Below are 14,532 nucleotides of genomic sequence, written 5' to 3'. Positions count from 1 at the left end.
CGTGGTTTCCACCTCCGCCGTAACGGCGTTGGCCAAGCGGCAATCCGTACGACTGGCGGACGCGATACGTTTTCGTCTTTACCGGGTATTCCCCGGGAGACTCCTCCAACACATCCATCTGGCTTAGATACTGTCTTGTGTCGGCCAGCGCCGAGTGTCAGGTTCACCTTCTATCGCGCGCCAGCGTCGTCCCAGCGATGGGACGACACCCTCGATTTTGAACCCCGGTACGGTCCGTTTTCCAACTGCGTCCACAGGACTGTGAATAACGCCCTGAAACCACCAGATACAGACGACTGTAAGGGGCTCGCGTGAGAGTACAGTCGAGTGAAATCGGGGCGTAAAGCACCGTTATACCGGATACACACGACTGTACCGCATTTCGGCCGCCCGTACAGAATAAGGCCTGTTTTTTTGACCATCAGCGCTTCTCGCGTCCGTTCCGGCGCTATTCTGGGTAGACGATAATGTAAACAGTAGATAGGTATAAATACTCCCTGCCAGACGACGTGACTGATGCACCCTACCAGAAACCGCTGTATCGGAAGGTTTCGACCGATAGAGGCCTGTACCGAGGTGTTTCAGAAATGAGAGCGCGATACTGTTTCCCGGGGCACGTAGCTGGTGACAGTGGCGGCACGTCTCCGGACGAACGGAAGCCGGGGGTGAAATCCCATGTCTGAGCACACGCTGGTGCTCCTGGCACTGCTGCCGCTGGCGACGATTGCGGTGTTGATGGTCGGGCTGTACCAGCCTGCGACACGGACAATGCCCATCGCATGGGCGGTTGCGGCTATCGCGGCCTTCGTGGGCTGGCAGATGTCCCCTACGCTGATCGCCGCCGCGTCGATACGCGGTGCGCTGACAGCGACCAGAATCCTGGTCATCGTCTTCGGGGCGATACTCCTGCTGTACACGCTGAAACAGTCCGGCGCGTTCGAGGTTATCAACGCCGGGTTCTCCTCGATCAGCGACGACCGGCGCGTGCAGGTCATCCTGCTCGTTTTCCTCATGGGGTCGTTCATCGAGGGCGCGGCCGGCTTCGGGACGCCCGCGGCCATCGTCGGCCCGCTGCTGGTCGGCCTGGGCTTCCCGCCGCTGGCCGCGGTGGTCGTCGCGCTTACGGGAAACATCCTCGCAATCACGTTCGGGGCAGTCGGAACGCCGCTGATAATCGGACTGCGTGACGTGGTCTTCGCAGAAGGGACCGGCGCATCACAGCAGGTGCTTCAGCAGGGCGGCTTCGAGAGCGTCGGCGCGTACGTCGCCCAGATCGGTGTGTGGGCGGCGCTCATCCACGCTATCGTCGGCATCGCTATCCCGTTCATCGGCGTTGCGATGATGACACGCTTCTTCGGCGAGGAGCGGTCGATCAAGCCGGCGCTCGAAGTCCTGCCGCTGTGCCTCTTCGCGTGGGCTTCCTTCGCAATACCCTACGTCGCGACCGCGTACTTCCTCGGTCCGACGTTCCCGGCCCTGCTCGGTGCGATGGTTGGCCTGCTCGTGGTCACGACCACGCTACGGGCCGGTTACTTCCTCCCAGACGACGAATGGGACTTCGGCCCCCAGGAGCAGTGGCCGGACCACTGGATCGGCAGTATCGAGCCCGGAGAGGGCGTCGGCACCACGACGGGTGACAGTCGAGAGGGAACCGTCGCGGCCGACGGCGGCACGGCAACGTTTGAAGAGTCCCACTCGCAGGACATGTCGCTGGGCATGGCCTGGCTACCGTACCTCCTCGTCGCCGCGTTGCTCGTCGTGACCCGCGTCGTCAGCCCGGTTCAGGAGTTCCTGTCGACGAACGGCGTTCTCCTGTGGAGTAACATCCTCGGCACGCCGTTCTCGGAGGGCGTCGAGATGTTCTACCTCCCCGGGAGCCTCTTCGTCCTCGTCGCCGTGATCACGTACGCGCTCCACGGGATGGACACTGATGGAATCAAGGCCTCGTGGAGCGAGGCGCTTCGAAACATTGCGCCGGCCGTCGTCGCACTGTGGTTCGCCGTCGCGACGGTCATGATCATGCAGCGGACCGGCAGTGCCGTCGTGCTGGAGGCCGCGCCGATCAACTCCGGAATGCTCGGACTGCTGTCGGAAATCACCGCGAATGCGACCGGCCAGATGTTCCCGTTCTTCTCGGGCTTCATCGGTGCGTTCGGCGCGTTCATCGCCGGCTCGAACACGGTCAGCGACATCCTGTTCGGGCTATTCCAGTTCCAGGCCGCCCAGCAGATCGGTGCGCCGACCCAGATCGTGGTCGCCGCACAGGCGGTCGGTGGCGCAATCGGTAACCTCATCGCGATTCACAACGTGGTCGCCGCCCTCACGGTGGTCGGCCTCATCGGCGAGGAGGGACGCGTCATCCGTCTCGAACTGATACCGGTGCTGTACTACGGTGTGTTCACGGGCATACTGACGCTCATCCTGGCGTACGTCGTGGCACCGGCCGCGTTCTAACTCGTCTCACTCCCCACTTTCCTACTCATGGCATACGACTCCCGACCCCCCGAACAGCGTGACCCGGCGACAGTCCCGAGCGCGAACTACGATTACCAGGACGACAGCGTCAACCGGCCGGACCTCGTAGCGGCCCTGGAGCGCCGCGTAGACGGCGACGTGCGCTTCGACACGTACACCCGTGAGCTGTTCGCGACCGACGCGAGCGCCTACGAACAGCTCCCCATCGGCGTCGTCTCGCCGGTCTCGACCGACGACGTGGTCGCGGTGATGGAGTACTGCGCCGAGGAAGAGATTCCGGTACTCCCGCGGGGCGGCGGGACCAGCCTCGCCGGGCAGGCCGTCAACGAGGCGGTCGTCCTCGATTTCAAGCGGCACATGGACCAGACGCTGTCGGTCGACCCAGAGGCCAGGCGGGCCCGCGCACAGGCCGGTATCACCATCGCCCGTCTCAACGACCGGCTGGAACCCCACGGCCTGAAGTTCGCGCCGGACCCTGCCTGGGGAGACAAGAGCGTCCTCGGCGGTGCAATCGGGAACAACACGACCGGCGCACACTCGCTGAAATACGGCAAGACGGACGCCTACATCGAGGAGTGTGAGGTCGTCCTCGCTGACGGCACCCAGACGACTTTCGGCTGGGTCGACGTCGACGACCTCGAAGCGCGGGCGGCCGAGGCCGGTCCGGATGCCGACCTCGAAACCCGGATCTACGCCGAAGTCGCCAAGATCCTTGCAGAAGACGCCGCGGAGATTGACGACAAATATCCGGATCTCAAACGCAACGTGTCCGGGTACAATCTGGACGAACTGGTCGACAGCGCCAGGGAGCGCGGCGAGGTCAACCTCGCCCGACTGCTCGCCGGGAGCGAAGGGACGCTAGCGGTCGTGACCGAGGCGACGGTCTCGCTCGAACCCGTTCCCGACGCCACGGCCGTCGCCATGCTGACCTACGACGACATCCTGTCGGCGATGCGGGACGTCGCCCCGATTCTCGACCACGACCCCTCGGCCGTCGAGGTGATGGACGACGTACTCCTGGACCTCGCCGCCGAAACGCCGGAGTTCGCCGACGTCGTCGGCATGCTCCCCGAGGAGACGGATTCGACGCTGCTCGTCGAGTTCTACGCTGACTCGGCCAACGACGGTGCTCAGAAGGTCGCCGACCTGCTCGCCGACCGACTCCCGGGCTACGACGCCAGAGAGTCCCCGAGCGAGGAGGCGAGTTCGGTTACCGATGCCCCAGTCCACGCTGTCGACGCGCTGGAGGCATACGACGCGGACCGGCAGGCGAAGTTCTGGAAGATGCGCAAGGCTGGGTTGCCGATCCTCCTGTCGCGGACTGGTGACGACAAGCACTGGCCGTTCGTCGAGGACACGGCGGTTCCGGCCGAGAATCTCCCGGAATACATCGCCGACATCCGGGAGTTGTTCGACGAGCACGACACATTTGCCTCCTACTACGCCCACGCCGGCCCCGGCGTCCTGCACATCAGGCCGCTATTGAACCTGAAGTCCGGGGATGGCATCGAGACGATGGAGGCCATCTCCGACGCTATCACTGACCTTGTCGTCCAGTACGATGGGTCCGTATCGGGTGAACACGGCGACGGTCGCGCCCGAACCCAGTGGAACCGCAAGCTCTACGGCGACGACCTCTGGGAGACGTTCCGGGATCTGAAGACGGCCTTTGATCCAGATTGGCGGCTGAACCCGGGCAACATCTGTGGCGACCACGACCCGGCCGAAAACCTCCGGTACGACCCGGACTACGAGTTCGACGCGGGCTTCGAGCCCACGCTCGACTGGGACAACGAGAACGGGTTCCAGGGGATGGTCGAACTCTGTCACGGCTGTGCGGGCTGTACCGGCCACCAGGAGACCACCGGCGGCGTCATGTGTCCGACCTACCGCGCCGCCGAGGAGGAGATCACCAGCACGCGCGGCCGGGCCAACATGCTCCGGTCGGCGATGGACGGTGACCTCCCCGACGATCCCACCGACGAGGAGTTCGTCACTGAGGTCCTCGACCTCTGTATCGGCTGCAAGGGCTGCAAGAAGGACTGCCCGAGCGGCGTCGACATGGCGAAGCTCAAGGCCGAAGTTGTCCACGAGCACCACCAGCGGGAGGGCATTTCGTTGCGAGACCGACTGTTCGCCAACGTCGAGACGGTGCTCTCGCTCGGGAGCACGTTCGCTCCGGTGTCGAACTGGCTGATGGACCTGCCGGGCTCGGGACTCCTCATGGAGCAAACGGTCGGCATTACGGAGGAGCGGACGCTGCCCGCCTTCCACCGGACTACGTTCCGGGACTGGTGGGCCGACCGCGGCGGCGCGCTTGTCGCGGCGAGCAGAGCCGACCGGAAGGCGCTCTTGCTCGCCGACCCGTACACGAACTACAGCCACCCCGATGTCGGGAAAGCGGCCGTACAAGTGCTGGAATCGGCTGGCGTCCACGTAGTTGTGCCTGACGGTGTGACCGATAGCGGCCGTCCCGCGTTCTCCAAGAGTATGCTGGACCACGCTCGCGAGACGGCACGGGCGAACGTGGACGCGCTCGCACCGCGAATCCGCGACGGCTGGGACGTGGTCACCATCGAACCGTCCGACGCGGTGATGTATCAGGTCGACTACCGGGACCTCCTTTCCGGTGACGACGTCGACATCGTCGCGGAGAACGCGTACGGCGTCTGCGAGTACCTCGACACGTACCGGCTGGGGGAGCGTCTCTCCTTCGACGAATCGGGCGATCCGCTGGCGTACCACGGCCACTGCCACCAGAAGGCGACCAAGAAGGACCACCACGCCGTCGGCGTCCTCCGCCGTGCCGGCTACACTGTCGACCCGCTTGATTCGGGGTGTTGCGGGATGGCAGGGAGTTTCGGCTACGAGGCCGAACACTACTCGATGAGTGCGGGCATCGCGGACCTGCTGCTGGGACAGATCGAGGACTCGCCCGCCGAGCAAGTCGTCGCGCCCGGCGCGTCCTGCCGGTCCCAGATCGACGACTTCGGCGACGGTTCCGCGGAACCGCCACATCCTATCGAGATGGTCGCGGCGGCGCTACAGTAGGTCAGCTCGCGTTGCTGGGGCCACGAGGCACGGCATCAGATTCCGATGCCGTCCCGCTGTTGTACCGTCACGTCGTGTCCGTCGACTGTCGACCGAAGCGCCTGCGTGAAGGGCTCAGCGTCGAACTGGCCGTGGACTCTGACCGTTGTCGAACCGCCTGTCAGCGGCTGGGCCGTGATTTTCGGCCGACCGACCCGGCCGCCAGTGTGGATCTCGATTCTGTCGAGCGTGTCGTAGGACTGTGTCTCCACCTGTTCCGCGGTTTCGAGGGCTGCAGGGACGCCCTCCTCGGATACCTGTGACGCGAACGCCGCGGCCCGCTGGTCCGGCGACCCGAACAGCAGGTCGACTGGCGTCAGATAGTCGTACTCGACGAAGTAGGCCCGCTCCGTACAGAACAACACGTCGACCAGCCGGAGCGGGTACGACCCCCGCATCGTGTAATGCAAGTGAACGCGGAGTTCGTCAGTCACGAGAACCACCCTTGCGCGGTGGCGGCGTCAGTGACCGTTCCGTCCGCCGCGACCTTCGCACGCCCCACCCGATACATCGTATACGCCTGGACGAGCAGGCAGATCGCCCAGAGGGCGTACCCTCCCAGTGCGCTGCCGAGCACCGTCGTCTTGACGGCAAACGCCTGCAACCCCAGCCGCGTCGCCAGCCCCGTTCCGACCAGGAGGACACTGAAGTAGCCGAAAAACGCCGCGGCGACCCACATCGCGACGACGCGGCCCCAGCCCGGCATCGTGTGCTCCGGGAGTCGGACCGTGTTGACGAGCTGGACGATGACGATGTACGGCCACATCAACAGACCGGACATCGCCGCGCCGACGACCAGGAGCCCGAAGGGATCGGATATTGATATCGGGAGGGTGAGGATGAAGATGCCCCAGCCACAGAAGACGGTCAGCAGTCCCCAGAACAGCCGCGGCAGGCTCCAGCCCGCCTCCCGACCGTACAGCTCGTAGATGATGTCGGAGCTGTTCCGGACGAACGACTCGATTATCGCGTATTCGGTCGTGAACAGGGCGAGAAACAGCGTGACGTAGATGACGCTCGTCGTGAACCCGCCGACCGACGGCGCGATCTCGATGAGCCACATATCGACCGCGTCGCTCGTCGCTCCCGGGGCCTGTGACACCGCGATGACGACCAGGATCGTCGTGACGAGGAGGAGGCCCAGCAGGAAGGTCAACAGGTGTTCGAGCTGTGTCACGCGCCACCACCCTCGCCAGCGTTTGAGGTTCTGCATGTCCGGGGTGAACGTGAACCCGTCCTCGTGGACCGTCTCGGGGTCGTCGCCGGCGAAGGGGTTCTTGATCCGGCCCTGATACCGCCCCATCCCGTAGCCCTTTTCGCGTATCCAGAGGCTCTGTGAGAGGTTGAGGTAGCCGCCCGCGCCGGCATAGGCCAGTGCCCCGACCAGCACGGCGATGGTTCCGACCGGCGAGTAGTCGCCGACCTCCGTCAGGCTCCCCGGAACACCGACCAGCACATCGACCGACCCGATGAGAACGAACAGCAGCAGCGTGAACGCAATAGACAGCGCCACCAGAACGAGCTGGAGGCTCTCGACGACGTTGTACATCAGCGGCGTCACCTGGTAGGTCACCCAGATGAACACCATGAGCGCGATGCCGAACAGTCGCCAGCCGACGATGTCGACGCCAGCGACGTCGTACGTGCCGAGTCCGAGGCCCTGCGCGCCGATCTGCGCGGCGCTCGCGGCCCACCCCGGCCAGCCGAGGCTGATGAACCCGCCGACCAGCATGGCCAGCGGGAGGACCGGATGGACCCGTTCGAACGCCCGGAACACGCTCTCACCGGTCGCCAGTGTCCACCGCTGTATCTCCGTGTTGATGACAAAGTGGAGACAGACAGCCGCGAGGAACAGCCAGTACAGTCCCCACCCGTAGCTGGCGACCAGATGCGGCCAGAACAGCGTCTCACCGCTGCCGAGCGACGCCCCCAGCATGATCGCGCTGGGACCGACGACGTGGCGGAGTTTCGGCACTTTCGGCAACGAGAGTTCTCTGAACCGCCCGCCCGTCCCCGTGTCCGGATGGGCCTCGCTCTCCGGTGCCGCCTCGAGGTTGTCGTACGCGACTGGGGTGTACGACGAGATGGGATACCGCTGCTCTTTGCGAGAGGCGTACACTTCCGATGTCTCTGACTCCGCGTCTTCCGCTACGTCCGACTGTTCCGTCGGCTTTTCCTCTGGCATCGGTGAACTCACCCACCGACGTAGTGCCAGACGTGCTCGTGGTCGGCAGCCAGGTCGACCTGCGGGAGGTCTTCGAGCGCGGGTCCGATAGCGTCCCACCACTCGTCAGCGGTCTTGTAGCCCGCCGGATGCTCCTGAAACACCTCGGTAATAAGCTTCCCGGCATCCGTGTCGGGGTTTTCACGGAGGTAGTCGTACGCGGCCCTCAGCGCCGCACGTCGATCGTCGAGTACCTCCCCCGTCCCCGGCAGGTCCGCGTCGGCGATACTGTGCTCGACCGGCGGCTCTCGCTCCTGTTGTGATTGCGTGCCCGAGCCGACGAGCTGGGAGAACGGGATCCACCAGACCCGACTCCGTGCACCGACCTTCCGTGTTTCCAGCTCACCCCGTTCGACGAGTACTTCGAGCTTGTTGTGTGCCGTCTTCCGGGAACAGCCGAGTGCGTCCATCACATCGGTTGCCGTCAACGGCTTCGCCTGGTCCGCTCGGTCTCGAAACACCGAGAGCACTCGCTCCGGTGTGAACTCTGCCGTGGACGGTGGCGACCCGTCGGCCCGACCATCGTCCGCGGTATTGCTCATACGTAGCCATTACAGTCGTATGTAATAGACTTTTCTGCAGCGAACTCCGTTTCGGGAGCAAACGACCTCCTTCCGTCTGACGCTCGATGGGTCTCAATTTCACACGAAGGTAGGCATCACTTCCCCGTCGACGCACCGACTATGGCTGTTGCAGATATCCCAAATCCGGTCCACTTCCGACGGCAGCCACGTTCCCGTCGGACCGGCCCACCCCTTACTCGGCCGGTTCCCGCGGCGGCACCGACTGCTCAGTTTCCACGACCGCACGGTCGGGGAGTTCGGGGTTGGGTGTCCGACCGACCGTCAGCAGGCGTTCGGTGAGTGTCAGCTCCTCCGGACTGGGGCTCGGTTTCTGGACTTCCTCGTAGTCGACGACCACCTGCCCGTCTTCGGCGGTGATGCGCACCGCACAGAGCTGGTAGGAGGGGTAAAACACCGGGGGAAGGAGCCCGATGATGCCGTCCCGACGGTGGAGGCGTTTGAGCCAGGTCCCGCTGTTGACGACCAGCCCGCCGTCGACCGACTGCACGCTCGGCCGGTGCGTGTGACCGTAGCAGAAGACGACCGCATCTTCCTTTTCGTCGAACACTTCCCGGGCGGCTTCCTTGTACGGCGTCTGGGTATCGACCGTGAGATCGGTCTCGAAGACCCCGAATCGGTTGATCGTCTTCTTGATGTCCTGGCGCAGAAGATACAACGGGATGCCCACGAGCAACAGCAGCCCGGCCAGCGACGCGTTCACGACAAGCAGCAGCCAAATGGCGGTGCCGACCGTGCCGAACTGGCCCAGAAACGACGTCGTCGTTTCGACCGGCGCGGACCAGACGCCCAGCAGGTTCAGCGCCGCCAGAATCGCCAGGATGGCGCTGATGTTGAACAGCAACAGGAACGGGACCAGCGCGTACCGCAGCAGCGGGTTCATCTCCCGGTAGAAGTACTTCGAGAGCATCCACACTGGAACCCGCTCGGTCGGCGTTACGGCCTGTACGTCCTTGAGCCAGTTGTACCGGCCCCGGTCCGAAAGCTGGCCGGCCCGACTCGTCACGAGTGTGTTGTAGTAGTAGCCAAGCGGCGTCACGTTGGTATCCCCCCAGTCTTCGATGCGGTTGTTGGGGTCCTGCTGATTGCCGTGTTCGAGGTGGATGGCCTGGTCCCCCACCGGACGGGTAATCGACTTCGACTGGACAAGGTCCACGTTGTACGCCGCGAACCGCTCCACGTACTCGTCGTAGGCCGCGAGTTCGTGGTCGTGGTTGCCCGGTATCAGCGTGATCTGGATGTTCTCGCCGGTCTTTCGCAACTGCTCGAACAGCGACGGATAGGTCCCTTCGAGGGCGTCGAACTTCTCCAGTCCCGACATGCCGGTGAACTCCCACAGCCCGAACGCGTCGCCGTTGATGAGTAGTTCGACGTCCTCGTCGGTGGTCTCTAACCGCCCCAGAAAACCGAGCAGTTCGTCGAGAAATTCCACGTCCTCTAGCTGCTCGTCACCGCCGATGTGAAGGTCGCTGATGACGTAGTAGACGCGGTCGTCGGCGGTGCCGTCCATTGAATACGGGTTCTTGACCCACGGACAAAGGCGTTGCTCTCCGGGAAATCACGACGGAAAATTGTGGTCTCAGCCGGGACTGTAGCGTATAGACGCGCTGCCACCGATATCGAGACCTGCTCGATTACAGTTCCAGCACGGCCCGGAACCGCGCTTCGTTGTCGATCATCCGCCCGTATGCTTCGTTGACGTCTTCGAGCGGGTAGGTCTCTATCTCCGGCGCGATGTCGCGGAGCGAACTGAACTCCAGCGTGTCCTGTGAGTCGCGCGCGTGCCCGGAGGCCCAGCCCTCGACGCCGCCCCGGCTCTGGACGAGCTGCTGTGCGCTCACTTCCACTGGCTCGCCGGGGACGCCGACGACTACGACTGAGCCATCGACGCCGATTCCGCTGACGATAGAACTGATAGCGTCACTCGACGGTGCCGTCGCCAGCACGACGTCGGCCCCACCGAGTTCCTGCAGTCGCTGGCCGGCATCCACCTCCGCCGCGTTGATGAAGTGGTCGGCGCCCAGCTCTTTCGCCAGCGATTCCTTCTCCGGCGTTCGGGAAATGGCGGCCGTCTCGAAGCCGGCCGCGTGAGCGTACTGGACCCCGAGGTGACCGAGTCCGCCGACGCCCTGCACAGCGACTAGATCCCCGACGTTCGCATCGCTGTTCCGCAGCGCGTTGAACGTCGTCACGCCCGCACAGAGCAACGGCGCTGCGGCCGCCGCGTCCAGCGCCTCCGGAATCTTGGCGAGCGCTTCCGACGGTGCGGTCATGTACTCGGCGTAGCCGCCGTCGTAGCTCAGCCCAGTGATTTCGCCGTTCTCACACTGGAGGAAGTTCCCCTGTCGACACTGCTCACACGTCGAACAGTGGCCGCCGTGCCAGCCGACGCCGACCCTGTCGCCCACGTCCCAGGCATCGACAGCGTCGCCGACGGCATCGACGTGTCCAGCCACCTCGTGGCCGGGAACCCGCGGATAGGAGACGACCGGGTTGGTCCCCTCTTTCGTGAACACGTCGCTGTGACAGATGCCACAGGCATCGACCGAGACCCGTACCTCGCCGGGGTCCGGTTCGGGCACGTCCCGTTCGACGACCTCGAAGTCTGCCCCTGCCTCAGGCACGACCGCCGCTCGCATTGTGTCTGACATAGCGATACTTCCGGCTCGACGCGGATAAGCGGCCAGTTACCAGAGAGCTGTACGAGAGCGTCGGCTGCGATACAGCCGTGCCGACCGGGTCGGTCCGCCTCCCGATTCATACTGCCGGCTGTACGTCCGTGAAGACTCTCGCCACCTCGGGGTGGCAAATCTCTTGAAATAGTTACAGCCGGCAGTATCAGGACCGGAGCCGCTGAATCCGCTTCTCCGTCGGGGGGTGGGTCGAGAACAGTTTCTCGAACAGCCCCTTGTCGGCGTTGAAGATACAGAGGGCGTTCATGCTATCCTCGACTTTCGATTCGCGTCCTTCAGCACCGCGAGAGATTTTTTCGAGCGCACGGGCCAGCGGCTCGCCGGTGCCGATGGCGCGGCGCGCGTCCGCGTCTGCGACGTACTCCCGATACCGTGAGATAGCCAGCACGAACACCATGACCAGCGCGTTCGCGAGCGAGGAGGCGATCATCGCCATGATCCAGGAGCCGACGTTTCGCTCGCCGCCGAACAGCACCGCGAAGTAGGCGACGTAGCCGACGAGCATCCCGATGGATTGGCCGACGACCATCGTGATGACGTCCCGGTTCTTGATGTGGGCCAGTTCGTGTGCGATCACGCCCTCCAGTTCGTCGTCGTCGAGGAGTTGCATCAGTTCGCTCGACACGACGACGACACCCGCACCTTTCCGTCCGACCGCGAAGGCGTTGGGCACGCCCATGTCCATCACCATCAGCCGGGGCTCCTCGATATTCATATCTCTGCAGAGCCGCCGGACCATCTGGTGGACGTAGCCGAACCGCTGGTCGTCCGGCATATCCTCCGCGCCACGGAGTGCCAGCCACTTCCCGAGTTTGTACTGGATCGCCGGCACCACGAGGATTCCGACGAGGAGCACCGGGACGAGCGGCAGGCCCAACAGCACCGACAGTGCCGTGCCGGCGAAAACGTAGAACGCGAACAGAATCGCACCGACGACGAGCATCCGCACCTGTAATCCAAAGTCTGCCATACAGGGTCAAGTCCGTCCGGCCGTATAAACCGTCTGGCCGACGATGCCGCTCGTGTCACTGGGTTTCGCCGCAGATGTGGTGACGACTCCGAGGAAATTCGCCGGCTTAGTCGGTACAGCGGACGGTCCTTACTCCCTGGAGAGCGCGTAACTCCGACGGTCGTGCGTTTCGAGCGTGAGAGACGCCAGCCGCCAGTCGGTCTCCGCACAGAACTGGTGGACGGCAGGGATGACGCCGTTCACGATTTTGTAGTCGCCGCCCGCGATGTAGCCGCCCGCTGTGACGGCCCGCTGGCTCTCTCTGAGTTCGGCCAGCGTCGCCTCGTACTCGTGGGAGCTGTTGATATACACCCAGTCGAGCGAGTCGGTGTCGGCATCACGAAGCACGGTGATCGGTTCGGCGTCCCGCAAGTGAACGGTGCCCTGATGCTCGCTGAATCGCCGCTTGACAGCCTGGCGCTCCCCGTCACTTGCCCACTGATCGACCAGATAGAGGGTCTTCGGCTGCGTGATCCGGACGATTGATTCGGCGAAGGAACCGTCTCCGGGCCCGAACTCGGCGGCGGTCGCGCTGGTCGGCATGTGTTCGAGGAGGGCCGTCCGGTGGGGGAGGAGTTGCACGTTTTCAAGCTCTGCTGCCGGGAGCGACTCCGGGACGGCTGCCTCTCGGTCCAGAACGGTTGCCGCTGCGGCTCCCCCGGACGTGTCGGGTGGGAACGCGGTCTGGTAAAGTCCGGCGACCACCGGGTAGCGGCGGTCCGGACAGGACTCAGTGATAGCGCGTTTCACCCGCGATAGTGATATTATGATGTCACGATACCGCAACGGAGCCTAAAAGCATGCCGACTCCGACTCTCACTGGAGAGCCGAAAACCTATGCGCTTGGGTTCGAAACGACCCTGGCATGTCTCTATCCCGTTTTGTCGGGCGGTTCCGGCCTTACTCCGTCCCGATCTGTCTGTTTGCCGTGGTGGCTATCGCTGTGCTGTTCGTCCCGCCCCTGGTTCTCGGGGGCGCGACCGGACGCACGTATGCCCTGACCATGGCAGTTCTCATCGTCGCGATCTCGTCGGTCCTTCCGTATGCCGTCGCCGTCGGTGTGTTGACCGTCCCGTTCCTCTACACTGGAATCGGTAGTTACGCGGCCCCGGAGGTGTTGCCGACCGACGCAGAGCCGTTCGGGCTGGCTGCAGCACTCCGGCACGTCATCGCTGGCATCTCGTATGTCGTCGCGGCCACCGCCGTCGGCGCTGTCGGCATCGGTCTCGATTTCGCGGCTTCGAGTGGTTCGGACCCGTTTCCGGCGGTCGGTTTCCCGCCGTTTCCGGCACTCGGGTTTCCGCCGTTTTTGCTGCTCGGCGGGGTGGTCATCGCCGGTGTCTACGTTGCGGTCCAACTGTGGCGGTACGAGCGACCGGTTCGGGGCCTGGGGTGGGATACGGTTCTCGGGACAGGCGTCCTCGGCGCGTTCCTCGCCGCATCGCCCCTCGTCGCGCTCTGGATTTTCGGGTCGTACGGCTTCTGAACGCCCCTGTGCTACCTGTGATAGCCGGCTTCTCCGTATACTACCGATAGTCGGCGCTACCCGCCGGCTTCCAAACGGCTTAAAGTCGCAAGCTCCGGTATCCGATAATGACTCAGCAACAGTCACCGACAGACGGCGGTCCACGAGCGAGCGGCATGCCGATGCTCGGGCTCGGAACGTGGCAGAACGACGACGCAGAACAGTGTGCGGAAAGCGTCCGGACGGCGCTGGAGGCCGGCTACCGACATATCGACACCGCACAGATATACGACAACGAAAGCGCCGTCGGTGACGGTATCGCCGCGGCCGACGTGGACCGCGACGATATCTTCCTGGCGACCAAGGTCTGGATCTCGAACCTCTCGCACGACGACGTGATCGAGACGACCGAGGAAAGCCTCGACAAACTCGGCGTCGATTCGGTAGACCTGCTGTACGTCCACTGGGCGGCGGGCGAGTACGAGCCCGAGGAGACGCTCCCGGCGTTCGACGAACTCGTCGACCGCGGCCTGATTGACAACGTCGGTGTCTCGAACTTCGAACCACACCACGTCGAGACGGCGATGGACGTGCTCGATGCTCCGGTGTTCGCAAACCAGGTCGAGACGCATCCGTTCCTCCAGCAGTCGGAACTCCGCGAGCACGCGGCGGAACAGGACTACGAACTGGTCGCGTACTCCCCGCTGGCACGCGGTGAAGTGTTCGGCCACGATGTCATCGAACCCATCGCCGACGACCACGACGCGAGCGAAGCGCAGGTCAGCCTCGCGTGGCTCCGCGAGAAGGGCGTGACGGCGATTCCGAAAGCCACGAGCGAAGCCCATATCACGGACAATCTGGCGAGTCTCGACCTATCGCTGACAGACGACGAAATCAACCGTATCGACAGTATTGAGACAGTCGACCGACGCGTCGATCCGGACTGGTCGCCCGCCGCCTGGGACTGAATCGATTTCGAGCGTTCCCGGTGGGAG

General features: G+C 64.1%; 11 protein-coding genes. 4 read left to right on the top strand and 7 right to left on the bottom strand.

Features of this window, described 5'->3' with window-relative positions; all coding sequences use genetic code 11:
* Positions 1-675 precede the first annotated feature (675 nt).
* Positions 676-2,454 carry an L-lactate permease gene (locus VI340_RS17340; RefSeq protein ID WP_336358840.1) on the top strand — a complete coding sequence of 593 codons (1,779 nt, stop codon included), beginning with the start codon at positions 676-678 and terminating at the stop codon, positions 2,452-2,454.
* 27 nt (positions 2,455-2,481) lie between these two features.
* Entirely contained in the window at positions 2,482-5,526 is a 3,045-nt protein-coding gene (locus VI340_RS17335) for an FAD-binding and (Fe-S)-binding domain-containing protein (RefSeq protein ID WP_336358839.1), read from the top strand.
* Between the two features lie 35 nt (positions 5,527-5,561).
* On the opposite strand, the gene VI340_RS17330 is transcribed toward VI340_RS17335, so the two are convergent.
* From VI340_RS17330 to VI340_RS17300, 7 genes are all read right to left on the bottom strand, one after another.
* Positions 5,562-6,008, bottom strand: a complete 447-nt coding sequence (locus tag VI340_RS17330) for a hypothetical protein (protein WP_008312152.1) — start codon at positions 6,006-6,008, stop codon at positions 5,562-5,564.
* Positions 5,996-7,750, bottom strand: a complete 1,755-nt coding sequence (locus VI340_RS17325; protein ID WP_008312154.1) for an Nramp family divalent metal transporter — start codon at positions 7,748-7,750, stop codon at positions 5,996-5,998. The genes VI340_RS17330 and VI340_RS17325 overlap by 13 nt, the downstream gene beginning before the upstream one ends.
* Positions 7,751-7,758: 8 nt before the next feature.
* On the bottom strand, positions 7,759-8,331 hold the full coding sequence (locus VI340_RS17320) for a helix-turn-helix transcriptional regulator (protein ID WP_008312156.1): 573 nt from the start codon (positions 8,329-8,331) through the stop codon (positions 7,759-7,761).
* A 214-nt stretch (positions 8,332-8,545) separates the two neighbouring features.
* A complete protein-coding gene (locus VI340_RS17315) occupies positions 8,546-9,880 on the bottom strand; it encodes a metallophosphoesterase family protein (protein ID WP_336330228.1) in 1,335 nt (444 codons plus the stop codon).
* Positions 9,881-10,004: 124 nt separating this feature from the next.
* Positions 10,005-11,009, bottom strand: a complete 1,005-nt coding sequence (locus tag VI340_RS17310; protein ID WP_008312160.1) for an alcohol dehydrogenase — start codon at positions 11,007-11,009, stop codon at positions 10,005-10,007.
* Between the two features lie 199 nt (positions 11,010-11,208).
* On the bottom strand, positions 11,209-12,033 hold the full coding sequence (locus VI340_RS17305) for a M48 family metallopeptidase (RefSeq protein WP_008312162.1): 825 nt from the start codon (positions 12,031-12,033) through the stop codon (positions 11,209-11,211).
* 129 nt (positions 12,034-12,162) lie between these two features.
* The gene (locus VI340_RS17300; RefSeq protein WP_336358838.1) at positions 12,163-12,822 is read right to left on the bottom strand and encodes a class I SAM-dependent methyltransferase; all 660 of its coding nucleotides are present in this window, start codon (positions 12,820-12,822) and stop codon (positions 12,163-12,165) included.
* 115 nt (positions 12,823-12,937) lie between these two features.
* On the opposite strand from VI340_RS17300, the gene VI340_RS17295 reads away from it, so the two are divergent.
* Positions 12,938-13,558, top strand: coding sequence for a hypothetical protein (locus tag VI340_RS17295; RefSeq protein WP_336358837.1), 621 nt, complete (start codon positions 12,938-12,940; stop codon positions 13,556-13,558).
* Positions 13,559-13,713: 155 nt separating this feature from the next.
* Positions 13,714-14,505, top strand: a complete 792-nt coding sequence (locus VI340_RS17290; RefSeq protein WP_008312168.1) for an aldo/keto reductase — start codon at positions 13,714-13,716, stop codon at positions 14,503-14,505.
* The last annotated feature ends 27 nt before the right edge of the window (positions 14,506-14,532 follow it).

Source organism: Haloarcula sp. CGMCC 1.6347, from assembly GCF_037078395.1.
Taxonomy (GTDB): domain Archaea; phylum Halobacteriota; class Halobacteria; order Halobacteriales; family Haloarculaceae; genus Haloarcula; species Haloarcula amylolytica.
Note: the sequence above shows the minus strand (reverse complement) of the source record. Positions and strands in the feature narration are given on the sequence as shown.